The organism is Streptomyces venezuelae (assembly GCF_008642335.1).
Lineage (GTDB): Bacteria > Actinomycetota > Actinomycetes > Streptomycetales > Streptomycetaceae > Streptomyces > Streptomyces venezuelae_F.
In genome coordinates, this window is sequence record NZ_CP029191.1 from 3,165,787 (window position 1) to 3,189,954 (window position 24,168).

Genomic DNA, 24,168 nt, shown 5'->3' on the forward strand with positions numbered 1-24,168 from the left:
GGCCAAGGCCCGTCTCGCGGAGGTGCCCCGCACGTGCCCACACCGCCCCGCCGCTCCCCCGCCCCGCCACCGCGCCGCCCCCGTCCCCCGGCTCCGAGGGCCGAGCGGGCCGTGCGGGCCGAGCGGGTCGCCCGGAAGTCCGCGGGGCGGCGGAGACGGCCGCGCTGGGCCATGCGCCTGGCGACCGGCTTCTCCGTGACGGTCCTCGTCGCGGCCGGTATCGGGCACGCGGTCGTGACGGGCCTGGACACCGGCATCAAGCGGGTCGACGCCTTCCGGGACATGAAGAACAGGCCGGAGCCGGGCAACGGCATGAACGTGCTGCTCGTCGGCACCGACGGCCGCGACAAGCTCTCCCCCGAGGACAAGCAGAAGTACCGCCTGGGCGGTGCGCCCTGTCACTGCACGGACACGATCATGATCGTGCACATCTCGGAGGACAGGGACCGCGCCAGCGTCGTGAGCCTGCCCCGGGACAGCTACGCCGACCTGCCCGCGCACACCGACAGGAACACGCGCGAGAAGCACCACGAGCACCCCAACAAGATCAACGCGGCGTACGCGGAGGGCGGCCCGAACCTCACGGTGCGGACCGTCGAGCACATGACGAAGGTCAAGATCGACCACTATCTGGAGGTCGACTTCACCAGCTTCATGAAGACCGTGGACGTGCTCGGCGGCGTGGAGATCTGCACGGCACGGCCCCTCCAGGACTCGCACACCGGCCTCAACCTGGCCGAGGGCACGCACCTCATGAACGGCGGCGAGGCGCTCCAGTACGTCCGCTCCCGGTACGTCGACGGGGCGTCGGACCTCGGCCGCATGCAGCGCCAGCAGCGCTTCCTCGCGGCGCTCATCGCCAAGGCGACGGGCAGCGGCGTGCTCCTGAACCCGGTCAAGTTCCGTGACGTGACGCTGACGCTGCTCGGCGCGGTCCGCGCGGACAACGGCTTCGGGACGGACGAGATCCTCGACCTCGGGCGGGCGATGCGGGGCTTCTCGCCGTCGTCGTCGGAGTTCACGACCGTGCCGCTGAGCGACAGGGGGACGAACATCCCGGGCATCGGTTCGACGCTCGTCTGGCATCCGCAGAAGTCGGAGAAGCTGTTCGACGCGCTGCGCGAGGACCGCCCGCTGGCGGCGCGCCACGGCAAGGGCAGGGCCACCCTGGTCGGCGTCGCACCGCAGCAGATCCGGGTGCAGGTCGACAACGGCACGGCCGACCCGGGGCTCGGCAAGCGGGTCGACGCGGCGCTGGCCAAGACCGGTTTCCGGACCTCGCAGCTGCCGGGGAACGTGCCGGGAGCGGCGGCCAGGCCGGTCGAGAGGACCGTCGTCGCGTACGACCCGCGATGGGACCGGTCGGCGAAGGCGCTGGCCACGGCTCTGCCGGGGAGCGAGCTGCGGGAGGTGCCGGGGCAGGGCGCGACCCTGAAGGTGATCGCTGGGAAGGACTTCAAGGAGGTCCGGCGGGTGCGCGCGGAGGATGTGCGGCAGGGCGAGTTCGGCGCGGTCACCGGGGACCAGGTGGTCTGCCCCTGAGACAGGTCAGCGGGTCCGGGGCCGGGGGCCGTCTCAGTCGTCGAAGCCCTCGGCCGCGCGGGACTCGCGGAGCTCCTTGATCGCGCGGCGACGGGCCAGGCGGTGGGTGCGGCGGATCTGGGCCTCCTGGTAGCGGCGGCGGTCGCGGTCGGTCTCGGGGACGACCGGGGGGACCGTGCGGGGCTTGCCGTCCGCGTCGACCGCGGCGAAGACGAGGTAGGCGGAGCCGACCTGCTGGGCGGGCGTCGACTCGTTCCAGCGCTCGGCGAGGACGCGGACGCCGACCTCCATGGAGCTGCGTCCTGTCCAGTTCACCTGGGCCTTCACATGGACCAGGTCGCCGACCCTGACCGGCTCGAGGAACACCATCTCGTCCATGGACGCGGTGACGGCGGGGCCGCCGGAGTGGCGTCCGGCGACGGCGCCCGCCGCGTCGTCGACCAGTTTCATGATCACGCCACCGTGCACCGTACCGAGGAGGTTGGTGTCGTTGTGGGTCATGATGTGGCTGAGCGTGGTGCGGGATGCCGAGGTCGGCTTGCCCGGAATCTCCGATTCCGAATGGGGAGCCTGGTCTGTCATGCCCTCCACCCTATGCCGGACGTGTGACCGCCCCCTCCCCGGCCGCTTTGCATCAGCTCTGCAACAGCCGTGACCCGAATTCCCGACCGCCCTGTAAGGCGCGGCCCGAAAGACGGCAGACTGGGCCACATGAGCGATTGGCCTGACGATCAGGGTGGCGGCCGGGGATACGGCCGCGGCAGCGGGAACTCCCAGCCCGAGGGAGCCCGTGCGATGCGGCACATCCAGCGCGGCCGGCCCTCCAGTCCGGCCGGACCACCGCCCGGCGGGGTCCCGCGGCAGACCGGGTACGACGACGGGTACGACGAGCCGCGCGGCAACGGGCAGCCGTACGGCGACGCACGCGACGAGGTCTTCGAGCCGCGCGCCGCGCGCCAGGACCCGTACGCGCAGAACCAGGGCTACGACAGCGGCTACAACACCGGCCAGGTCTACGGCAGGCCCGGCGCGGGCGACGGCGGCGGCCCCGGCGGCGACGGACGCCCGCCGCGTGCCCCGCGCCCCGCACCGAACTGGCGCAAGCGGATCAAGTGGACCGCGATCACGCTGGTCAGCGTGCTCGTCGTGACCTCCGTCAGCACGTACTTCTGGGCCGACTCCAAGCTCAAGCGCGAGGTCGACCTCTCCAAGGTCATCGAGCGGCCCGAGGGCGGCGCGGGCACGAACTACCTGATCGTGGGCTCCGACAGCCGCGAGGGCATGACCGCCGAGGACAAGAAGAAGCTGCACACCGGCTCCGCCGAGGGCAAGCGCACGGACTCGATGATGATCCTGCACGTCGCGGACGACGGCGGGAACACGATGATCTCGCTCCCCCGCGACTCGAACGTCACGATCCCCTCGTTCAAGGGCGCCGAGTCCGGCAAGCTCTACCCGAACCAGGGTCGCCAGACGAAGCTCAACGCGGCGTACGCGGAGGACGGCCCCGAGCTGCTCGTGCGGACCGTCGAGTACAACACCGGCCTCAAGATCGACCACTACGCGGAGATCGGTTTCGGCGGCTTCGCCAAGATCGTGGACGCCGTCGGCGGCGTCGAGATGGACATCCCCAAGGCCTTCAAGGACAAGTGGTCGGGCGCCGACTTCGAGAAGGGCAAGCAGACGCTCGACGGCCAGGAGGCCCTGGCCTTCGTCCGCACCCGGCACGCCTTCTCCAGCGACCTGGACCGTACGAAGAACCAGCAGAAGTTCCTCGCGGCCCTGGCCCACCAGGCGGCGACGCCCGGCACGGTCCTGAACCCGTTCAAGCTCTACCCGACGATGGGCGCGGGCCTGGACACGCTGGTCGTCGACAAGGACATGGGCCTGTTCGACGTGGCCTCCATGTTCTGGGCGATGAAGGGCGTGACCGGCGGCGACGGCAAGTCGATGAACATGCCGATCTCGGGCTCCGTCGGCGGCAACCTCGTCTGGGACAAGGCCAAGGTCAAGCAGCTCGTCAAGGAGCTCAACAACGACGAGAAGGTGACGGTCTCGGACAACCGGTGACGCCGTCGACCGCGCGCGTGTGAGAGGGCCCCGCCGATCCGGGTCGGCGGGGCCCTCTCGCGTACCGCGACGGCCGCTCCGTACCCCGAACGCTCCGTCCGCCGCGAAGCCGTGGCCGTGCCGTGCCACGGTTTATTCGAACTGCCACCCGCCGACGTCCGGAGCACCTGCCATGGCAGACCTGCAGGAGGAATTCAGCCCCACCGCCGAAGCGGGGGCGCTCGACCAGGCCCTCGTCCCGCCCGACCCCGTGCCCGACCCCACCGACCCCGCGACCGCGACCGCGCCGGGACCGGAGACCGTCCGCTGCGCGTCCCCCGCGGACCGGGCCCGCGCCCTGCTCGCCGCCCACCCCGTCGCCGACGGCTACAGCGGCCTGCCGTGGGCCCTGCGCGAGCTGCCCTGGCACGACTTCGAGACCGGCGACAGCGGCCTGGAGGGCGACGTGCCGCGGCTGCGCGCCGGCCGGGTCGGCGCGCAGTTCTGGTCGGTGCACGTGCCCGACGGGCCGAGCGGCGACCGCACCGTCCGCACGACGCTCGAACAGATCGACCTCGTCAAGCACGTCGTCGCCACCCACTCCGACGACCTGCGGCTCGCCCGCAACGCGTCGGAGACCGCCGACGCCCGCAACTGCGGCCGCATCGCCACCCTGATCGGCCCGGCCCGTGGCGCCGCGCTCGGCGACTCGCTGGGCACGCTGCGGGCGCTGCACAGCCTGGGCCTGTGCGTGGTCACGCTCTGCGGGACGTCGTGGGCGGGCGAGGGCGGTCTGACGCCGTTCGGCGAGGAGGTCGTCAGGGAGATGAACCGGCTCGGGGTCCTCGCGGACCTGTCCGGCGCCTCCGAGGTGACGGCGCGGCGGGTCCTCGCCGTCTCCAAGGCCCCGGTGGTCTTCATGCGCTCGGGGGCCCGCGCCCTGTACGACCATCCGGCGAACCTCTCCGACGGTCTCCTCGCGGCGGTGGGCGCCGCCAAGGGCCTGGTCCTCGTCCCGCTCGCCGTGGGGCGGACGGGGCCCACGGTGCGCACGGTGGCGGACCACCTCGACCACGTGCGGCGGGTCGCGGGTCCGGAGTGCGTCGGGATCTCCGGCACGCACGACACGCTGGAGCCGCACCCGGAGGGCCTCGCGGACCCGTCGGGTCACCCGCGGCTGATCGCGGAGCTCGTCGAACGCGGCTGGCCCGAGGCCGACGTGGCGCTGCTCACCTGGGGCAACGTGCAACGCGCCCTGCGCGGGGCGGACTTCACCGCGCGGGCCACGCGGGAGCGGCGCTCCGCGTCGACGGCGACGATAGACCGACTGGACGGGTGAACCACGCCCAGCCGGTCCGGTCCGATCAGGTCCGGTCCGATCCGGCCCTCCGTCGTCAGGGGATCTTGCAGAGGCAGAACGGGTGCCCCGCGGGGTCGGCGTAGACGCGGAAGTCGCGCCTGCCGTTGTCGTCGTCCAGGTCGAGGGGGGTCGCGCCGAGCGCGAGCACCTTCTCCTGGGCGGCGTCGATCTCCTCGACGGTGCGTCCCGCGTCCAGGTCCAGGTGGACCTGCTGCGCGTTGACGTCGGAGCGCGGCCACTCCGGCGGGCGCAGGTCCTCGACCTTCTGGAACGACACCTTGACGCGGCCGGGCGACACGAGGTCGATCCAGTCCCCGTCCTCTTCGATGGTGCCGCCGATGAGGGCGGCGTAGAACTCGGCGAGTGCGCGCGGGTCCGGGCAGTCCAGGACCACGTTGCGCAGGCGGGCGATGGGTTCTGTCATATCCCTCTCCATGCCCCCCATGGTCACTCTCAGGCGGCGGGCCTGCCCATCGCGCGGTACGTCCAGCCCGCGGCGCGCCACGTCTCGGGGTCCAGGGCGTTGCGGCCGTCCAGGATGAGCGGGGAGGCCGCGGCGGCGGCGAGCTCCGCCGGGTCGAGCTCGCGGAACTCGCGCCACTCGGTGAGGTGCAGGACGACGTCGGCGCCGTGGACGGCGTCCAGGGCCGTGTCCGCGTACCCGAGGGTGGGGAACAGCCTGCGGGCGTTCTCCATGCCCTTGGGGTCGTAGACGGTCACCTGGCCGCCCTGGAGGTGGATCTGGCCGGCGACGTTGAGGGCCGGGGAGTCGCGAACGTCGTCCGAGTCCGGCTTGAACGTGGCGCCGAGGACCGCGACCCGCTTGCCGAGGAAGGACCCGCCGCCGAGCGCCTCGCGCGCCATCTCGACCATCTGGCCGCGGCGCCGCATGTTGATGGAGTCGATCTCGCGCAGGAACGTCAGGGCCTGGTCCGCGCCGAGCTCGCCCGCGCGTGCCATGAACGCGCGGATGTCCTTGGGCAGGCAGCCGCCGCCGAAGCCGATGCCGGCGCGCAGGAACTTCTTGCCGATCCGGTCGTCGTGGCCGAGGGCCTCCGCGAGCTTCACGACGTCGCCGCCCGCGGCCTCGCAGACCTCGGCCATGGCGTTGATGAAGGAGATCTTCGTGGCGAGGAACGAGTTCGCGGAGGTCTTGACGAGCTCGGCGGTCGGGAAGTCCGTGACGACGAACGGCGAGCCCTCGCCGACGGGCGCCGCGTACACCTCGCGCAGGAGCTTCTCCGCGCGCTCGCTGCGCACGCCGACGACGATCCGGTCGGGGTGCAGCGTGTCGTCGACGGCGAAGCCCTCGCGCAGGAACTCGGGGTTCCAGGCCAGCTCGACCTCGTCGCCCGCGGGGGCGAGCTCCGCGAGGCGGGACGCGAGACGGTCCGCGCTGCCGACCGGGACGGTGGACTTGCCGACGACCAGGGAGGGCTTGGTGAGGTGCTTGGCGAGGGACTCCAGGGCGTTGTCGACGTACGACATGTCGCACGCGTACTCGCCGTGCTTCTGCGGGGTGTTCACGCAGATGAAGTGGACGTCGCCGAAGTCCGCGACCTCCGCCCAGTCCATCGTGAAGCGCAGCCGCCCGCTGGCGCCCTCGATGCCCGCGACGTGCTTGCGCAGCAGCTCCTCGAGACCGGGCTCGTACATGGGGACCTCGCCCCGCTGGAGCATCTCGATCTTCTCCGGCACCACGTCGAGCCCCAGCACCTCGAAACCGAGCTCGGCCATGGCCGCGGCGTGTGTGGCGCCGAGATAGCCGGTACCGATCACGGTGATCTTGAGGGCCATGCGGTGCTCCAGGGGGCTGTGGCGTCAGTGCGCAGACGAGCATAGTCCCGCGTGTCCGGGCCTCTCACCGGGCAGGATTCCCGCTGTCGCGAAGCTCACGTATCCCTTGCGTGGGGGGCGCCACTAAAATTTGGGTTACTTAACGGTAATTAGCGTCCTTGGAGCGTGAGAGACCTTGGCCGGATCGGCTGATTTCGACCTGTACCGCCCGTCCGAGGAGCACGACATGCTCCGCGACGCGATCCGTTCGCTGGCCGAGGCGAAGATCGCGCCGTTCGCCGCCGCGGTGGACGAGGAGGCGCGCTTCCCGCAGGAGGCCCTCGACGCCCTCGTCGCGAACGACCTGCACGCCGTGCACGTCCCGGAGAGCTACGGCGGCGCGGGCGCCGACGCGCTCGCCACGGTCATCGTCATCGAGGAAGTCGCGCGCGTGTGCGCCAGCTCCTCGCTGATCCCGGCCGTCAACAAGCTCGGCTCGCTGCCGGTCATCCTCTCCGGCTCCGAGGAGCTGAAGAAGAAGTACATGGCGCCGCTCGCCTCCGGCGAGGGCATGTTCTCGTACTGCCTCTCCGAGCCGGACGCCGGTTCGGACGCGGCGGGCATGAAGACCAAGGCCGTGCGCGACGGCGACTTCTGGGTGCTCAACGGCGTGAAGCGCTGGATCACCAACGCGGGCGTCTCCGAGTACTACACGGTGATGGCCGTCACCGACCCGGAGAAGCGCTCCAAGGGCATCAGCGCGTTCGTCGTCGAGAAGGGCGACGAGGGCGTCTCCTTCGGTGCGCCGGAGAAGAAGCTCGGCATCAAGGGCTCCCCCACGCGCGAGGTCTACCTCGACAACGTCCGCATCCCCGCCGACCGCATGATCGGCGCGGAGGGCACGGGCTTCGCGACCGCCATGAAGACCCTGGACCACACCCGCATCACCATCGCGGCCCAGGCTCTCGGCATCGCCCAGGGCGCGCTCGACTACGCCAAGGGGTACGTGAAGGAGCGCAAGCAGTTCGGCAAGCCGATCGCCGACTTCCAGGGCATCCAGTTCATGCTCGCCGACATGGCGATGAAGATCGAGGCGGCCCGTCAGCTGACGTACGCGGCGGCGGCCAAGTCGGAGCGCGGCGACAAGGACCTCACCTTCCAGGGTGCGGCCGCGAAGTGCTTCGCCTCGGACGTGGCGATGGAGGTCACCACGGACGCGGTGCAGCTCCTCGGTGGGTACGGGTACACGCGCGACTACCCCGTCGAGCGGATGATGCGTGACGCGAAGATCACGCAGATCTACGAGGGCACGAACCAGGTCCAGCGCATCGTCATGGCCCGCAACCTGCCGTAGCCCCTCCAGGGGCGGGGCACTTGTTCGTGCCCCTTCAGGGGCGCGGGGAACTGCGCGAGCAGCCAAGAGCAAAGCCGCACCCGCCGCCGAGCCGCCGTAGGCAGACGCGGCTGCGGGTGCGTCGTGGCTGGGCGCGCAGTTCCCCGCGCCCCTTACGGGGCGCAGCTCAGCCGTCCAGCTGCTCCAGCGTCGCGATCGACGGGCCCCTGCGGGACTGGACGTCCCGCGCCACGTCCTCCGCGGCCCCGAGCACCCGTACCGCGTTCTGCCAGGTCAGCTTCGCGAGGTCGGCCTTGGACCAGCCGCGGCTGATCAGCTCCGCGATCAGGTTCGGGTAGCCCGCCACGTCGTCGAGGCCCGACGGGGTGAACGCCGTGCCGTCGTAGTCGCCGCCGATGCCGATGTGGTCGACGCCCGCCACCTCGCGCATGTGGTCGAGGTGGTCGGCGACCGTCGCGGCGGTGGCGATCGGGCGGGGGTTCGTCGCCTCGAAGGCCTCGTGGACCTTCATCGCCTCGGGCCGCGTGTCCAGGTGGTGGAAGCCGTTGGCCCGCATGTTCTCGTCGGCGGCCCGCGTCCAGTCGGCCGCCGCCTGGAGGACGAACTTCGGGACGAAGGTCGCCATCGCCACGCCGCCGTTGGCGGGCAGCCGCTCCAGGACGTCGTCCGGGATGTTGCGCGGGTGGTCGCACACCGCCCGCGACGAGGAGTGCGAGAAGATCACCGGCGCCACCGACGTGTCGAGCGCCGCCCGCATCGTCGTCGCCGCGACGTGCGAGAGGTCCACCAGCATGCCGACGCGGTTCATCTCGCGTACGACCTCGTGGCCGAAGGGCGAGAGACCGCCGACGCCCGGCTCGTCCGTCGCCGAGTCCGCCCACGCGATGTTGTCGTTGTGCGTGAGCGTCATGTAGCGGACGCCGAGCGTGTGCAGCGCCCGCAGCGTGGCGAGGGAGTTGTTGATGGAGTGCCCGCCCTCGGCGCCCATCAGGGAGGCGATGCGGCCCTCGGCGCGGACCTTCTCCATGTCCGCCGCCGTCAGCGCGCGGCCCAGGTCCGCCGGGTAGCGGGTGAGCAACTGGTCGACGCAGTCGATCTGTTCGAGCGTGGCGCTGACCGCCGCGTCGCCGGTGAGGTCCGTACGGACGTACACCGACCAGAACTGCGCGCCGACGCCGCCCGCGCGCAGCCGGGCTATGTCCGTGTGCAGGCTGCCCCGCTGGTCCGTCGCGATGTCGAGCTCGCCGATGTCGTAACCGGCCTTCTCGCGCAGGGCCCACGGCAGGTCGTTGTGGCCGTCGACGACGGGGAAGTCGGCGAGGAGCGCGCGTGCCTCGTCGAGGGAGCCGAGGGAGTCGGGTGATGTCATGCGATCACTTTCCCGAGCCGAAGCCGAATCCGGAACCCGCTCCCTCGACCTTGGCCCGGAGCCGCTTGCCCTTCTCCGTGGCCTGGTCGTTCAGCTCCTGCTGGAACTCCCGCATACGGCCGAGGAGTTCGGGGTCGTGCGCGGCGAGCATGCGGGCCGCGAGCAGGCCCGCGTTGCGCGCGCCGCCGACGGAGACCGTCGCGACCGGGACGCCCGCGGGCATCTGCACGATGGACAGGAGGCTGTCCATGCCGTCCAGGTACTTGAGCGGGACGGGCACGCCGATCACGGGGAGCGGGGTCACCGACGCCAGCATGCCGGGCAGGTGGGCGGCGCCGCCCGCGCCGGCGATGATCGCCTTGAGGCCGCGGTCCGCCGCCTGCTCGCCGTACGCGATCATCTCGTGCGGCATGCGGTGCGCGGAGACGACGTCGACCTCGAAGGGGACCTCGAACTCGTCGAGTGCCTTGGCGGCGCCCTCCATCACCGGCCAGTCGGAGTCCGAGCCCATGACGATGCCAACAACAGGTGAGGTCATTCGGTGATCGTTCCTCTGAGATAGCCGGCCGCGTGCCGGGCGCGGTCGAGGACCTCGTCCAGATCGTCGCCGTAGGTGTTCACGTGACCGACCTTGCGGCCGGGCTTCACGTCCTTGCCGTACATGTGGATCTTGAGCTGCGGGTCGCGGGCCATGCAGTGCAGGTACGCGGTGTACATGTCGGGGTAGTCCCCGCCCAGCACGTTGGCCATCACGGTCCACTTGGCGCGCGGGCGCGGGTCGCCGAGCGGCAGGTCGAGGACGGCGCGGACGTGGTTGGCGAACTGCGAGGTGATCGCGCCGTCCTGCGTCCAGTGGCCGGAGTTGTGCGGGCGCATCGCGAGTTCGTTGACGAGGATGCGGCCGTCGCGGGTCTCGAAGAGCTCGACGGCGAGGTGTCCGACGACGCCGAGTTCCTTGGCGATGCGCAGAGCCAGTTCCTGCGCCTGGCCCGCGAGGTTCTCGGAGAGGCCGGGCGCGGGGGCGATCACCGTGTCGCAGACGCCGTCGACCTGCTGGGACTCGACGACGGGGTAGGCGACGGCCTGGCCGTGCGGCGAGCGGACGACGTTCGCCGCCAGTTCCCGCTCGAAGTCCACCTTCTCCTCGGCGAGCACGGGGACACCGGCCCGGAAGGGGTCTTCGGCGTCCTCGACGGAACGTACGAACCACACCCCCTTTCCGTCATAGCCGCCGCGCACCGTCTTCAGGATCACGGGGAAGCCGTCGCCGCCGTCCTCGGCGCCCTCGGCCGCGAAGGCGGCCACGTCGGCCGGGTCCTTCACGATCCGGTGGCGCGGGCAGGGCACGCCGATCTCCGTGAGCTTCGCGCGCATGACGCCCTTGTCCTGGGCGTGCACCAACGCGTCGGGCCCCGGACGGACGGGGATGCCGTCCGCCTCCAGGGCCCGTAGATGCTCGGTGGGTACGTGTTCGTGATCGAAGGTGATCACGTCGCAGCCCCGCGCGAACGCGCGCAGCGTGTCCAGGTCGCGGTAGTCGCCGATGACGACGTCGCCGACGACCTGCGCCGCGGAATCCTGCGGGGTGTCACTGAGGAGCTTGAATTTAAGGCCGAGGGGGATGCCCGCCTCGTGGGTCATGCGGGCGAGCTGACCGCCGCCGACCATGCCGACTACCGGGAACGTCACGCCCCCAGGGTATCGGCCGGTATCGGCCACCGCGGAACGGCCGGATCCCGCGTCCCACGGCCCCGCCTGTCACAGCGGCGCCACAGTGTCCAAGCGTGCGCGAGCGCCCGTGGGGGCCGCTGGTTAGCATGGCTGGGTCGACACGACCGAATCACCAATCCGTCGGCACGTACACGACCGGTACGGAACGACCGGTACGGAATCGACGGGGGCTGGGGCGACACCATGACGGAACGGGGCTCACTGCGCGTGCGGCTGGACAGGCTCGGGCGCGAAGTTGCCAAGTTCGGAGCCGTGGGGGCGGTCGGAACCCTGGTCAACTTCGGTGTCTTCAACCTCGTGCGGCACGTCACCGACCTCCACGTGGTGCGCGCGAGCGTGATCGCCACGGTCGTCGCCATCGCCTTCAACTACGTGGGCTTCCGCTACTTCACGTACCGGGACCGTGACAAGAGCGGCCGCACCAAGGAACTCACGCTGTTCCTGCTGTTCAGCGCGGTCGGCCTGGTCATCGAGAACGGCGTGCTCTACGCGGCGACGTACTGGTTCGGCTGGGACAGCCGCCTCCAGTCCAACTTCTTCAAGTTCCTCGGCATGGGCATCGCGACGCTCTTCCGCTTCTGGTCGTACCGCAGTTGGGTGTTCAAGGCCCTGCCCGTGCGCGAGACGACGGTCGGGCATGCGGAATCGTTCCTGGAGGAGACCGAGCCGAAACCTGTGGTGCGCAGGCCCTAGCGGATCGTCTTCTCGTCCCCTTCGTGGTCCGTGCTCCGCGTCAGCGGCGTACGGGACAGGAAGAGCCCGAAGACCGGCGGCTGCGTCTGCAGCATCTCCAGGCGGCCGCCGTCCGCCTCGGCCAGATCCCGCGCCACCGCGAGGCCGATTCCCGTCGAGTTGCGGCCGCTGATCGTCCGCTCGAAAATGCGCGCCCCCAGGTCGGCGGGGACGCCGGGACCCTCGTCCGTGACCTCGATGACCGCCTGATTGCCGGTGACGCGGGTACGCAGCGCGACCGTGCCGCCACCGTGCATCAGCGAGTTCTCGATCAGCGCGGCGAGGACCTGCGCCACGGCGCCCGGCGTGCCGACCGCCTCCAGGTGCCGCTTGCCCGAGCTGACGATGGCGCGGCCCGCGCTGCGGTAGGCGGGGCGCCACTCCTCCAGCTGCTGCTTGACGACCTCGTCCAGGTCGAAGGCGACGGCGGAGCCCGTACGCGGGTCGCGGGAGTTGGTCAGGAGGCGCTCCACGACGTCGGTGAGCCGCTCGACCTGCGCCAGCGCGATCGTCGCCTCCTCCTTGACCGTGTCCAGCTCCTCGGTGACGGTGATCTCCTCAAGCCGCATGGACAGGGCGGTCAGCGGGGTGCGCAGCTGGTGCGACGCGTCGGCGGCCAGGCGCCGCTCGGCGGTCAGCATCCGTCCGATGCGCTCGGCGGAGGAGTCCAGGACGTCCGCGACACGGTCCAGCTCCGGCACGCCGTACCGCTTGTGGCGGGGGCGGGGGTCGCCCGAGCCGAGGCGCTCCGCGGTCTCGGCGAGGTCGGTGAGCGGGGACGCGAGGCGGTTGGCCTGCCGGACGGCGAGGAGGACGGCGGCGACGATCGCGAGCAGGGCCACGGCGGCGATGATCAGCAGGGTCCTGCCGACCTCGCGGGTCACCGCGGCCTTGGGCTCCTGCACGGTGACCTTCTCACCCTGTTCGCCGGGGCGGGTGGCGCTGATGACCTGGCCACCGGGGCGCTCGCCGATCTGGATGGGCTTGCGGCCGGGGATCTCGATGCGGGCGTACCGGTCGGAGGCGACCTGGTCACGCAGGATGTCGCCGCTGATCTTCTCCTCGCTGATCAGCCGGCTGTCCACGATGCTCGCGAGGCGCAGCGCCTCGGAGTCGACGCGCTCCTGGGCGCTGCTGCTGATGGTCCTCGTCTCGACGATGACGAGGCTCACCCCGAACACGGCGATCACCACGAGGACGACGGCGAGGGTGGAGTTGATCAGTCGACGGCGCATCTACACAGTGTCGCGGATCCGGGTGCCCCGTCAGGGGCGCGGGGAACTGCGCGAGCAACCACGACGAGCCCGCAGACGCGTCTGCCTGCGGCGCCAGTACGGCGGGTGCGGGTTGTACCTGGCTGGTCGCGCAGTTCCCCGCGCCCCTGGGGGACTTCGGGTACCGCCCCCCCCGACGGGTGACGTCAGCTCTTCTCGAAGCGGAAACCGACTCCCCGTACCGTCGCGATGTACCGCGGATTCGCCGCGTCGTCCCCGAGCTTCTTGCGCAGCCAGGAGATGTGCATGTCGAGGGTCTTCGTGGAGGACCACCACGTCGTGTCCCAGACCTCCCGCATCAGCTGGTCCCGCGTGACGACCCGCCCCGCGTCCCGCACCAGGACCCGCAGCAGGTCGAACTCCTTGGCGGTGAGCTGGAGCTCCTCGTCGCCCATCCACGCGCGGTGCGACTCGACGTCGATCCGCACGCCGTGCGTGGCCGGCGCCTCCTTGGGCTCGCTCGCGCCGCGTCGAAGGAGCGCCCGGACCCGGGCGAGGAGCTCGGCGAGCCGGAAGGGCTTGGTCACGTAGTCGTCGGCGCCCGCGTCCAGACCGACGACCGTGTCCACCTCGTCGGCGCGCGCGGTCAGGATCAGGATCGGCACCGTGAGCCCGTCGGCCCGCAGCCGGCGGGCGACCTCCAGGCCGTCCATGCCGGGCAGCCCCAGGTCGAGTACGACAAGGTCGACGCCGCCCTGCAGTCCTGCGTCGAGGGCGGTCGGGCCGTCCTCACGGACTTCGACCTCGTACCCCTCCCTCCGCAGGGCGCGGGCCAGCGGCTCCGAGATGGACGCGTCGTCCTCGGCGAGCAGTACACGGGTCATGGGGTGATGGTAGTCCGCAGTGGACAACGTCAGGGAGGTGATCGCACAGTGTGGGGGCGACCCTGCGGCTGTGGGAAGCAATTCTGTGAAACACCTTTGAATGTGTGCCGCTGGTTGCAGCGACACCTGTGATCCATCTCTCAAGTCCTTCCATATGCATCCCTGACGTGTCGTATGGTGACCCAACGCCTGATGCACTACTCAAGGACCTTTGGCCCGCTGTGCGCGCCTTAGGTCTCTTTTATGTGCGGGCCGGCTTCGGCCAGCCTTGAAAGGAATGACCTGTGGTCGGGCCCTGCGCGCGAGGAAGCGCCAGGGTGTGGATCCCGGAGTCACCGCCCCTCGCCTCTTTCGCGGGGTGAACTCCCCCTGGGCGTGGGGGTGGGCGGCATGACGACGGTGCCGACCGCCCCCCACCGGGCGCGCTCACGCTCCTGCCGCGCGCGTCCCGAACCCACGAGGATCGACCCATGGCGTCCAGCCTGACGAAGGACTCCGCCAGCACCCCTGGCTCCGAGAAGACCTTCTTCGGCCACCCCCGCGGACTGGCCACTCTCTTCATGACCGAGATGTGGGAGCGCTACAGCTTCTACGGCATGAAGGCACTTCTCCCGCTGTACCTGATCGCCCCCGGCGGCATGAACATGAGTGCCACGACGGCGACGGCGATCTACTCCGTCTACATGTCGATGGTCTATCTCCTCGCCATGCCCGGCGGCTGGATGGCGGACCGCTTCTGGGGTCCGCGCAAGACGGTCGTCATCGGTGCGGCCGTCGTGATCCTCGGCCACATCACGCTCGCGCTGCCGAGCTCGGCCACCTTCTTCGCCGGTCTCGCGCTCGTCGCGCTCGGCTCCGGTCTCCTGAAGGCGAACATCTCCGTGATGGTCGGCCACCTCTACGACGGTCCGAAGGACCCGCGCCGTGACGGTGGCTTCACGCTCTTCTACATCGGCATCAACCTCGGTGCCTTCCTCGCCCCGCTGTCCATCGGCACGGTCGGCGAGAACGTCAACTGGCACCTCGGCTTCGCGCTCGCCGCGGTCGGCATGGCGCTGGGTCTCGCCCAGTTCATGATCGGCTCGCGTCACCTGAGCGCGCAGAGCAGCGTGGTCTCGCAGCCCGCGACGCCGCAGCAGCGCGCCTCGGCCCTGCGCAACGGCCTGATCTGGCTGATCGTCGCCGCCGCGCTCTACACGCTCATGGGCGTGACCGGCAACTTCGCCGACTGGGCCCTGATGCCGCTGATCATCGCGGGTCTGGTCATCCCGGTGACCGTCCTGGCCCGCATGAAGCGCGACAAGGAGCTCTCGCAGCTGGAGCAGTCCAAGCTGTCGGGTTACATCTGGTTCTTCGTGGTCGCCGCCGTCTTCTGGATGATCTACGACCAGAACGGCTCGACGCTGTCGATCTTCGGCAAGGGCTCGACGACGAACAACCTGCTCGGGTTCGACTTCCCGACCTCCTGGTACCAGTCGCTGAACCCGATCTTCATCATGGCGCTGGCCCCCGTGGTCGCCTCGGCGTGGCTGTGGCTGAACAAGCGGGGCAAGGAGCCGAGCACGGCCGTCAAGTTCGCCTCCAGCCTCACGCTGATCGGCATCTCCTTCGCCGTCTTCCTCATCCCGCTGATCGACACCGCGAACAACGGCGGCCGCGTCAGCCCGATGTGGCTGGTCTCGATCTACTTCATCCAGACCGTCGGCGAGCTCTGCCTCTCCCCGGTCGGCCTGTCGCTCACGACCAAGATGGCCCCGGAGAAGTACAGCGCCCAGATGATGGGTGTCTGGTTCCTCGCGGTCACCGCGGGCGACTCGGTGACGGGTCTGCTGACCTCGCCGCAGCTGGGCGTGGACCTGAACAATTCGGGGGCGGTCGCCGTCGAAGCGATCATCGCCGTCCTGGCCGGCTTCGGGATCTGGACGTCCCGCAAGAAGGTCAAGGAACTCATGGGTTCGGTCAACTGACCCCACGGTTTCATCGGAAAGGGCCGCTGCTCCTGAAGCAGCGGCCCTTTCCGCTGTCTGCAGACCCTGGCGGCGTGCGAACAGAGGAACGTTCCGCCACCCGCACAGGTGGTGCGTGGGGGTTGTGCGGGAACGGGACGCCCAAGCGGTGCAACATCTCGCCATGCACGCCATGCGTCGTACGTTGCTCAGCCTGGCCCTCTGCGGGGCGCTGCTGTCGTCCGGTGCCACCGCCGAGGCGGCCCCCGAGCCGCCGCACGGGCAGGTCTTCCGCTACGGGGGACACCCCCGCCAGAACATCACGGTGTACGGCGACGGCGGCACCCCACTCGTCATCGTGCACGGCGGCTACTGGTCGAAGGACACCGACTGGAGCGGCTGGGCGCGGTGGTTCGCGGCGCGCGGGTTCACCGTGTACGACACCGACTACCGCCTCACCTCCGACGCGGTCTGGCCCGCCCAGCGCGACGACGTCCTCGCGGCGCTCCACTGGGTGCAGCGCAGGGAGGACGGGCGGCGCCCCCTCGTGCTCGGCTCGTCGGCGGGTGGGCACCTCGCGCTGCAGGCGGGCGCGTACGGGGCGGGGTGGGCACGGTCGCGGGGCGTGGTCGCGCTGTCGCCGGTGGCCTCGCCGCTGCGGGCGTGGCGCGACGGGGCGAGACCGGGGGCGTCCGCGGAGCGGCGGGCGCTGCGGAGATCCGCGGCGCGGCTCGCGGGGTGTGTGCCGGAGACGGGGGCGGGGCGGACGTGCCGGGCACGCTGGACGGACCTGTCGGTCGCGTCCCACGCGTCGGGCGCGGACGACGCGCCGCTCCTCCTGATCCACTCCGCGGGGGACTTCGTGCCGCGCACGCACTCCTCGGAGCTGGCGGGCGCGGAGCGGGGCGCGGGCCTGGGCGACATCACGGTCCGCACGGTGCCGGGGTCCGCGCACGGGGGCCCGCTGCTGCGGGGCTCGGGAATGGCGCAGTCGGTCCTGCGGTGGCTGCGGGGACACGCGTAAGGGATACGAGGACGAGGGTCAGAAGCCCCCGTAGTCGGCTCAGAAGCCCCCGTAGTCGACGAGGTTCCGCAGCGTGCGCCGCAGCGTGCCGTCGAGAGCGCGCTTCGTCTCCTTCGCCCGGTCCGTCCCTGCGTAGATCGCGTTCATGTAGAGGCCGGTATCGGTGCGGACGAGCCAGAAGTTGTACCAGCCCGACCCTTCCGCCCACACGTGCGACCTGGCGTTGCGCTCCATGTGGAACTCCGCTCCGGGGGAACGGCGGACGTCGAGGTACGAGAACCAGTTCACCGAGTACGGCCAGTAGTGATGGGCGCAGTACTCGTCGGGGGCGAGCAGTTCCCACACCCGCACGAACGGGACGTCGATGTGCTGCCACATGTCGGTGAGGGCGGCGCGCACGCCGGCCATGACGGCGCCGAAGCTCTGACCGTCACCCACCGGAAACGCGAGGGGCATGGTGTTCACGAACCAGCCCATCGCGTGGGCGTAGGGCCCGTTCCCGCGGTCGCTGACCGGCATGAGGGTCCGGTGGACGTCGGGCCCGCCCTCCTTGCGCACGGCCACGCCCACGGCCGCGAGCAGCCCCATGTGGACCTTCCCGCCGGCGTCCCGGCACACCGTCTCAAGACCCTTCATCTCCTCGGCGGTGAGCAGGCACGTGGTCTCGTTGGCCGCCGGGTACATGCGGCCCGGCTCGAGGCCCATGTCCAGCGGGAAGCGCGGGAAGAGGCTTCCGGTCCCGGCGATGAACGCCTTCCAGCGGTCCAGGCGCGGGTCGTCGACGTGCAGGTCGATGTTGCGGTCGCGCTGCTCGTGGCTGAAGGCGAGGTAGCTGCCGGTCTCGGGGAGGGCGGGGGTGCGGCCGTCCGCGTAGGCGCGGTAGGCCTCGGCGATGTCGCGCACGCCGACCGGCATGGACAGCCCGTCGGCCACGGCGTGGTCGCAGGAGAACCACACGGTGGCGGAGTCGTCCCGGATGACGGCGCCGAGCCGGATCATGGGCCAGACGAGCGGGTCGACTCCACGGAAGATGTGGTGCAGCAGGTCGCGTACGGCGGACGGCGACTCCGCGTGCCCGTGGTCGACCGGCCTCAACTCGACGTGTTCCGGGGCGAGGACGTCACAGGACAGGCCGCCGGTGAGCTGCTGGAAGGTGCTGCGCAGGACGTCGTGGCGCCGTACGAAGTGCAGCAGGGCGGCGCCGAGCGCTTCGCGGTCGACGGGGCCGGACAGCTCGAACGTCGCGGCGATGTACGTGGTGAGGTAGTCGTCGGCGGCGCGGGCCTCCTGGGCGATGCTGAAGTGCTTCTCCTGGTTGAAGCTGGTGACCCCGCTCGGCTGCTCGTTCCCGTCCGCGGCGACCATCCGCCACTCGTACACGTCTCCCGGGGCGAACTGCACGTCTTCGACGTTTACCTGCATCACGCCCCGCCCAACGAGACGCCTCCCGCGGGGCAACGGCACGTCACGGAATCCGCGCGGGGACCGGCGCGACCGGCCGTCGCCTGCGGGCAGTTCCGGGTTGCTCGCGCAGTTCCCCGCGCCCCTGGGGAGCCGACGCACGGGTCGACGCCCACACAACGCTCCCCGCACGGAGGTGCGGTCAAGGGGCGCGGGGAACTGCGCGACCAGCCACGACGGGCCCGCAGGGAAGCCGTCGCCTGGTTCGTCCGCACACAACGCTCCCCGCACGGAGGTGCCGTTCAGGGGCGCGGGGAACTGCGCGACCAGCCACCGACTGCCCGCAGACGCGTCTGCCTCCCGCGGTGCATCGGCGGCCGCGGGCAGTCGCGGGTTGCTCGCGCAGTTCCCCGCGCCCCCACCGGGGCACAGGTCAGCGCGCGCCCCGGCGCCGGGGCAGGAACGTGAAGACCGCTCCGCCCAGGAGGATCACCGTGCCGGCGACAAGACCGAGCGCCCGCAGCGCCCCGTCGTCCTCCGCCCCCGTCTCCGCGAGACCCCCGCCCGAGGCGGAGCCACCCGCGGCGGAGCCACCCGCCGTACCGGAGCCCCCGGCCGCACCGGAACCACCCGTCCCGGAGGAACCCCCCGCCGCCCCGCCCGGCTGCGCGGACGTGTCGAGTTCGAGGGAGACCTCCGCCTTCGCCGGCGTACACGTCGTCGTCGTGCCCAGCGCCTTCACCGTCAGGACACCCGGCGACAGCGTCGACTTCCCGTCCGCCCCCGGCTTGTACGTCCCGGTGAGGTCAGGAATCGTCATCGGGTCGCCCGACTTGATCGGCTCCTTGTTGGTCGGCCCCTCCACATGCACCGTGCCCTTGTCCGCGCCGCCCAGCGCGACCTCCATCGACGGCTTCACGGAGTCCGCGGGGATGTCCGCCGGGCTGTCCATCACCGCCTTCTTGAACTGCACGGTGAGGCCGTAACTCCCGCCGTCCTTCTTGGCGTTGATCTGGACCGGCGACGTCGCCTCCTTGTCGCCGATGGGCGTCTTGCACTTGTACGGGGTCTGGACCTCCTTGCCGGGGAAGTCGGTCTGCCCACCTCCCCCGCCGGTGGAACCGCCGGCGGAACCACCGGTAGAACCGCCGGAGGACCCAGCCGTCGTACCACCCGAAGAGGAGCCACCTGACGAAGACCCGCCCGTCGACGAACCTCCCGAACTGCCCCCGCCCGCCGTCACCTTGATCGTCGCGCCCACCCCCACCCGCTCCTTGGGCGTGCACTTCGTGTCCGTCGAGATCGGCTTGTTGACGTTGATGTTGTACGCGTCCGGCGTCAGCGTCACCTCGCCCGCCGCCGTCAGCTTGAGCTTGCCCTTCATGTCGGAGAGGAGCATGGGGCTGTTCTTCTTGATGGGCGGGTTCTTGCGCTCACCCGTCATCTTCAGGTCGCCCGTCCGGCCCCCGGCCAGCTTGATCGTGCCGGTCGGCTGCACCGTGTTCTCGCCGAGGTCCAGGACGTCCGGGTTCTTGGACGCGGCCTGCGTCGTCTTCCACACCACCTCGACCTCGTCGCCGACCTTCGCCGTCGCGGGCGCGCTGATCTCGACCTGGGTCGTGCCCTGCACGGGCGGCAGACCGGAGATCGGCGGCGGAATGCACTCCGTCTTGTAGGCGACCGCGGCGGCCGCGGCGGCGTGCGCGGGCCCCGCGGTCAGCAGAACCCCCGCTCCGCCCAGCAGGAGCGCGACCGAGGCCGCGCCCGCTCTCCGTCGTTGCGTGATCACGTGGTTCCCTTCGTCGGACTGTCGTCGGACGGTGCGGAGAGCCGGCCTGCGGGTGCGCCGGGGTCTGTGTCGGGGGTGAACCAGGGCAGGGCGCCGGTGCTGGGGCCGGGGGCGGGGGCAGTGACCGTCGGGTCACCCGTGCCGCCCGGATCGCCCGCACCGGGCGCCCCCTTGGGGTACCTGCCGGACGTACGCGCCGCATGCGACGCCCGCCCCTTCCGGTCCGCGTCGACCGCCCCCTGCGGCAGCCTCAACCGCGGCATACGGCGCGCGAGTTCGGCGACGCGGGCACCGCGGCGTCGCCCGGCGCCCGACCGGGACGCGCCGCGCCGGTTCGGCCGGAGCCGGTCCACGACCGCCATGCCGATACGGAAGACGGCCGCGGGCACGACGACGCACAGCAGGAGCCAGAAGAGCGTCACGCCCCACGGACGCCCCACGCCCCACGGCTGCTCGGCGAGGACCTTCCCGCCGAACTTCAGCGAGACCAGATAGTCCCCGTGCGCCCCCGCCGAAAGCTCCACCGGCAGCTTGATCCGCGCCTTCTCGCCGGGAGCGATCGTGCCGCGCCACTGCTGCTCCTCCCACTGCGGCGCGAACACGCCGTGGGACGTACCGACCTGGAAGACGGGGTCCTTCACCGGCACCGAGCCCACGTTGCCGACGGTGAATTCGAGCGTGCGCTGCGGCGGGGCGCCGAACCAGGTCAGCACCCCGCTGGACCCCTCCAGCGCCGTGTCGGTCAGCACGGAGAGCCTGCCGCCGTTCGCCTGCGCGGGCAGCGGCTTCACGGGGTGGCCCGCGACCTTCAATACGGCGTCGACCTGCTGTTTCTCCCCCGTCACCGTCGCCACGTGGACGACGCAGGGGCAGGGCTCCGGCGGCTCTGCGACGGGGAGTTTCTTGCTGAACGCGCCGTCGTCGTCCGTGGTGACGGCGCGACCGTCGGAGTTGGCGCAGGAGTTCGTGCCGCCGACGACGCCCTTGCCGGGTGCCGACTGGCCGCAGACGAGCATCATCAGGAGTGCGTCGGGCCGCCACCCCGCGCCCTTGACGGTGACGGAACCGCCCTTGCCCGCCTGGGACGCCGAGAGCTTCACGGTCGGCTTGGCGGGCTTGGCCGCGGCGGCGGCCGCGGGTGTGGATGCGGGTGTGGATGCGGGTGTGGATGCGGACGCGGACGCCTGCGGCAGCAACGTGAGACCGAGGAGAGCCAGGGCGGCGAGGAAAGCCACAGCCCCCCGCACCAGGCCCGCTCCCCTGCCCCTACCCACACCCGCTCGTGCTCCCGTTTCCGTTCCCGTTTCCGTTCCCGCATGCGCCCCCGGGCCGGGGCCGTTCTCACCGTTCACCGTTCGTCTCCCGTCCCCGCTCGCGCCAACTCCCGCGTCTCGCCCGCCCGTTCGCCGCCGTCGCCCGTCTCGGGCTCCTCCGTGCGCCGCCGCCCCCGTCTGCGTACGACATGCAGCGCCCCGCCGACCGCCGCGAGCAGCAGCGCAGCCCCGCCCGCCACCGCGCCCCACGGCACGAAGCGGGCCGCGGCCGTGGCGGTGTCGCGGGCGCCGCCCGCGGCCGTGACCGTCAGCTCGACGTCGACCGAGTCGAACGCCGGGGCGCCCGGCCACGGCTCGGTCAGGGACACCCGGCGGCCGGGCAGCAGCTCGACCGGCAGCGTGCGCGCGGGGCGGTCGAGGCGGGCGCCGAGGACACCGTCCGCGTGCACGGCGAGCTTCGGGGTCAGCACGGTGTTGCCGCGGTTGACCAGGTCGTACGAGATGCTGCCCGCGTCGGTGTCGACGTCGACGCGTTCGACGGTGAGCGCGGAGAGCGTCGGTCCTTCGACCCGCAGGTCCACGCGTACGCCGACCGTGCGGCCGCCCCCGCTCGCGACGATGGCCCCCGGGTGGTCGCCGGGCATCGCGTTCGTGGGCACGGTGACGCTGAACGGCACCTCGGCCCGGGTCCGCGGGGGCACCTTCACCTGACGTTTCGCGAAACTGATCCACGCCCCGGTGTCCTTCGGCGTGCCCTTGGCGGGCGTGACGGAGAACGCTCCGGAGCCGGTGTTGCGGGCGTCCGCGCCCCGCAGGGTGATCGTGCGGGGCTTCGGGCCGGGGTTGGTGACGGAGAGGGTGTCCTGGAGCACGGCTCCGGGGGTGCCCTCCGCGTAGAAGGAGGGCCGCCCGTCCTTCGCGGGCCGGGTGCCGCCGCCGGACGAGGGCGCGACGGACCAGGCGGCCGGGCCGCCACCACTGCCGTCCGCGCGATCACCGCCATCCGCCCGCCCGCCACCGTCCGCGTGCGCGGGCCCGGCGCCGCCGGCCACCACCAGCAGCGCCAGGGCAGCCGCGTACAACCCACCTCGCACGGAGAATGTCATCGGCGGCTCCTCAGTCGTCCCGCGGGCCCTACCGCGACCGTGCCGCCTGGTTCCTGCGCGTCAGCCACAGCGCCCCGGCCGCTCCCGCGAGCAGCACCGTGCCGCCGAGGGTGCCGAGTGCGACGGCGGAGTCCGCGGGGCCGGTCTGCGGGAGCTCGCCGCCGCCGGAGGGTGCGCTGCCGGAGCCGCCCGTCGTACCCGTGCCGCCACCGGTCGCGTCGGAGCCCCCGCCCGAACCGCCCCCGGAGCTCCCGGAGCCCCCGGAACCACCGGCGCCCTTGACGTCGAGTTCGAGCGACGGCTTGGGATTGTTGGACGGCGTGCACGTCGTGGTCGTACCGAGCGCCTTGATCGTGAGGACACCGGCCGTGAACGTGACCTTGCCGCTCTTCTTGGGCGTGTACGTCCCCGACAGGTCACTGATCTTGATCGGGGTGTTCGCGGGGATGGCCTCGGCGTTCGTCGCGCCGGAGACCGGCACCGTGCCGCTCTCCGCGCCGCCCAGCTTGATCACCGCGCTTGGCTTCATCGCGCCCTTGCCGAGCTCGACGGGGCTGGAGGAGACGCCCTTCTGGAAGGACATGGTGAGCTTGTAGCCGCTGCCGCTCTTGACGCTCTTGATGTCGATCGGCGAGACGGCGCTCTTGTCCCCGATCGGTGTCTTGCACTGATAGTTGACGTCCTGGACGGTGGCCTGCGCGGCGGGGGCGGCCAGCAGCACCGCTGAGCCGCCGGCCAGGACGGTGGCGAGCGCGAGCGCGGCCGATTTTTTCGTGTGCGACACCTCGTTTGTCCCCTCATGCCGGTCGTGGCGTGCCGCGGTGCGGAGTGACGGGTGTTACTGACGGCACATCAGATTGGGCGCTCAAGGTACGCCGGGGACCTTGACGAGGGAAGACAAAAGACGCGCCGGATCCGTGATGATCCGGCGCGTGTGGTAACCGTGGGTAACGGTGTGGGCAAGGCCCGCGGTCGTGTGGGCAAGGCCCGCGGTCTACGCGGGCGCCCCCACCTCCGCCCAGACGGTCTTGCCCGCGACTCCGGGGCTGCGGACGACGCCCCAGTCCAGGCAGAGCCGCTGCACGATGAACATGCCGTGCCCGCCGGGCCGCCCGGCGCGGTGCGGGGTGCGGGGCGCGGGCTGGCCCGTGCCGCGGTCGGAGACCTCGATGCGCAGCACCTTGCCGTCGGAGGACAGCCAGAGCTCGTCGGGGCCCTCGGCGTGCAGGCAGGCGTTGGTGACCAGCTCGGAGACGACGAGGAGCACGTCCTCGGCGGCCGCGCGCCGGTCGGCGCTCTCCGCGGGGAGCCAGCCCCACGCGTGCAGCGCCTCGCGCGTGTAGTCGCGGGCGAGCGGCACGATGCCGCTCGCGCCGTTCAGGCTCAGCCTGCGGACCTGCCGGGCGGCGGGCGTGCCTGAGGCCCGCTCCGCGGGAGCGTCCGCGACTGCGGCCTCGGACTCCGGGCCGCGGTCGCCCGGCGAGTAAGGCCGGGTGGTGCTCATCAGCGCTTCACCTCACCGACAGGAGGACTGGACTGGACTGGATTGGGAACATCGGCTGCTGGGGCTGTCGCTTGCCGTTCTGACTGTTGACTCTGCTGACTGCGCGGATCGCC

Annotated in this window: 21 protein-coding genes; 7 read left to right on the forward strand and 14 right to left on the reverse strand. The window is 71.4% G+C overall.

What is annotated here, in order from left to right:
* Nucleotides 1–33: 33 nt before the first annotated feature.
* A complete protein-coding gene (locus DEJ49_RS14060) occupies nt 34–1,542 on the forward strand; it encodes an LCP family protein (RefSeq protein WP_223832828.1) in 1,509 nt (502 codons plus the stop codon).
* A 33-nt stretch (nt 1,543–1,575) separates the two neighbouring features.
* On the opposite strand, the gene DEJ49_RS14065 is transcribed toward DEJ49_RS14060, so the two are convergent.
* Nucleotides 1,576–2,124 carry an acyl-CoA thioesterase gene (locus DEJ49_RS14065; protein ID WP_150184439.1) on the reverse strand — a complete coding sequence of 183 codons (549 nt, stop codon included), beginning with the start codon at nt 2,122–2,124 and terminating at the stop codon, nt 1,576–1,578.
* Between the two features lie 129 nt (nt 2,125–2,253).
* On the opposite strand from DEJ49_RS14065, the gene DEJ49_RS14070 reads away from it, so the two are divergent.
* A complete protein-coding gene (locus DEJ49_RS14070) occupies nt 2,254–3,612 on the forward strand; it encodes an LCP family protein (RefSeq protein ID WP_150184440.1) in 1,359 nt (452 codons plus the stop codon).
* Between the two features lie 172 nt (nt 3,613–3,784).
* Entirely contained in the window at nt 3,785–4,930 is a 1,146-nt protein-coding gene (locus tag DEJ49_RS14075; RefSeq protein WP_150184441.1) for a dipeptidase, read from the forward strand.
* 55 nt (nt 4,931–4,985) lie between these two features.
* Here DEJ49_RS14075 and DEJ49_RS14080 read toward each other — a convergent pair whose 3' ends face one another.
* Together DEJ49_RS14080 and DEJ49_RS14085 are read right to left on the reverse strand one after the other, a co-directional pair.
* Nucleotides 4,986–5,375, reverse strand: a complete 390-nt coding sequence (locus tag DEJ49_RS14080) for a VOC family protein (RefSeq protein WP_150184442.1) — start codon at nt 5,373–5,375, stop codon at nt 4,986–4,988.
* A gap of 29 nt (nt 5,376–5,404) precedes the next feature.
* The gene (locus tag DEJ49_RS14085) at nt 5,405–6,748 is read right to left on the reverse strand and encodes a UDP-glucose dehydrogenase family protein (protein ID WP_150184443.1); all 1,344 of its coding nucleotides are present in this window, start codon (nt 6,746–6,748) and stop codon (nt 5,405–5,407) included.
* Between the two features lie 175 nt (nt 6,749–6,923).
* Here DEJ49_RS14085 and DEJ49_RS14090 point away from each other — a divergent pair, with 175 nt between their 5' ends.
* Complete coding sequence (locus DEJ49_RS14090) at nt 6,924–8,081, forward strand: acyl-CoA dehydrogenase (protein WP_150184444.1); 1,158 nt, start codon at nt 6,924–6,926, stop codon at nt 8,079–8,081.
* 166 nt (nt 8,082–8,247) lie between these two features.
* Here DEJ49_RS14090 and DEJ49_RS14095 read toward each other — a convergent pair whose 3' ends face one another.
* Genes DEJ49_RS14095 through DEJ49_RS14105 form a run of 3 tightly spaced genes read right to left on the reverse strand, consistent with a single transcriptional unit; the run spans nt 8,248 to nt 11,139 of the window.
* Nucleotides 8,248–9,450, reverse strand: coding sequence for a dipeptidase (locus tag DEJ49_RS14095; RefSeq protein ID WP_150184445.1), 1,203 nt, complete (start codon nt 9,448–9,450; stop codon nt 8,248–8,250).
* A gap of 4 nt (nt 9,451–9,454) precedes the next feature.
* Nucleotides 9,455–9,988: a 5-(carboxyamino)imidazole ribonucleotide mutase gene (purE, locus tag DEJ49_RS14100; protein ID WP_150184446.1), complete on the reverse strand. Its 534-nt coding sequence runs from the start codon at nt 9,986–9,988 to the stop codon at nt 9,455–9,457.
* Nucleotides 9,985–11,139, reverse strand: a complete 1,155-nt coding sequence (locus DEJ49_RS14105) for a 5-(carboxyamino)imidazole ribonucleotide synthase (protein ID WP_150184447.1) — start codon at nt 11,137–11,139, stop codon at nt 9,985–9,987. Before DEJ49_RS14105 ends, purE begins: the two co-directional genes overlap by 4 nt.
* 225 nt (nt 11,140–11,364) lie before the next feature.
* Between DEJ49_RS14105 and DEJ49_RS14110 the strand changes: the two genes are divergently transcribed.
* Entirely contained in the window at nt 11,365–11,874 is a 510-nt protein-coding gene (locus DEJ49_RS14110; protein ID WP_150184448.1) for a GtrA family protein, read from the forward strand.
* On the opposite strand, the gene DEJ49_RS14115 is transcribed toward DEJ49_RS14110, so the two are convergent.
* Nucleotides 11,871–13,148 carry an ATP-binding protein gene (locus DEJ49_RS14115; protein ID WP_150184449.1) on the reverse strand — a complete coding sequence of 426 codons (1,278 nt, stop codon included), beginning with the start codon at nt 13,146–13,148 and terminating at the stop codon, nt 11,871–11,873. The two genes, DEJ49_RS14110 and DEJ49_RS14115, sit on opposite strands and share 4 nt — an antisense overlap.
* Before the next feature lie 185 nt (nt 13,149–13,333).
* A complete protein-coding gene (locus DEJ49_RS14120; protein WP_150168682.1) occupies nt 13,334–14,011 on the reverse strand; it encodes a response regulator transcription factor in 678 nt (225 codons plus the stop codon).
* A 470-nt stretch (nt 14,012–14,481) separates the two neighbouring features.
* Here DEJ49_RS14120 and DEJ49_RS14125 point away from each other — a divergent pair, with 470 nt between their 5' ends.
* A complete protein-coding gene (locus DEJ49_RS14125) occupies nt 14,482–15,978 on the forward strand; it encodes a peptide MFS transporter (protein WP_150184450.1) in 1,497 nt (498 codons plus the stop codon).
* 163 nt (nt 15,979–16,141) lie between these two features.
* Nucleotides 16,142–16,981, forward strand: coding sequence for an alpha/beta hydrolase (locus DEJ49_RS14130; protein ID WP_150184451.1), 840 nt, complete (start codon nt 16,142–16,144; stop codon nt 16,979–16,981).
* A gap of 39 nt (nt 16,982–17,020) precedes the next feature.
* On the opposite strand, the gene DEJ49_RS14135 is transcribed toward DEJ49_RS14130, so the two are convergent.
* The 6 genes from DEJ49_RS14135 to DEJ49_RS14160 form a co-directional block, all read right to left on the reverse strand.
* Nucleotides 17,021–18,382 carry a condensation domain-containing protein gene (locus DEJ49_RS14135; protein WP_263398797.1) on the reverse strand — a complete coding sequence of 454 codons (1,362 nt, stop codon included), beginning with the start codon at nt 18,380–18,382 and terminating at the stop codon, nt 17,021–17,023.
* 433 nt (nt 18,383–18,815) lie between these two features.
* Complete coding sequence (locus tag DEJ49_RS14140) at nt 18,816–20,168, reverse strand: hypothetical protein (RefSeq protein WP_223833181.1); 1,353 nt, start codon at nt 20,166–20,168, stop codon at nt 18,816–18,818.
* Complete coding sequence (locus DEJ49_RS14145) at nt 20,168–21,418, reverse strand: hypothetical protein (RefSeq protein WP_223832829.1); 1,251 nt, start codon at nt 21,416–21,418, stop codon at nt 20,168–20,170. Before DEJ49_RS14145 ends, DEJ49_RS14140 begins: the two co-directional genes overlap by 1 nt.
* Before the next feature lie 101 nt (nt 21,419–21,519).
* Nucleotides 21,520–22,551: a hypothetical protein gene (locus tag DEJ49_RS14150; RefSeq protein WP_190329349.1), complete on the reverse strand. Its 1,032-nt coding sequence runs from the start codon at nt 22,549–22,551 to the stop codon at nt 21,520–21,522.
* Nucleotides 22,552–22,579: 28 nt separating this feature from the next.
* Nucleotides 22,580–23,335, reverse strand: a complete 756-nt coding sequence (locus DEJ49_RS14155) for an LPXTG cell wall anchor domain-containing protein (RefSeq protein ID WP_150184453.1) — start codon at nt 23,333–23,335, stop codon at nt 22,580–22,582.
* A 210-nt stretch (nt 23,336–23,545) separates the two neighbouring features.
* The gene (locus DEJ49_RS14160; protein ID WP_150184454.1) at nt 23,546–24,055 is read right to left on the reverse strand and encodes an ATP-binding protein; all 510 of its coding nucleotides are present in this window, start codon (nt 24,053–24,055) and stop codon (nt 23,546–23,548) included.
* Nucleotides 24,056–24,168 lie beyond the last annotated feature (113 nt).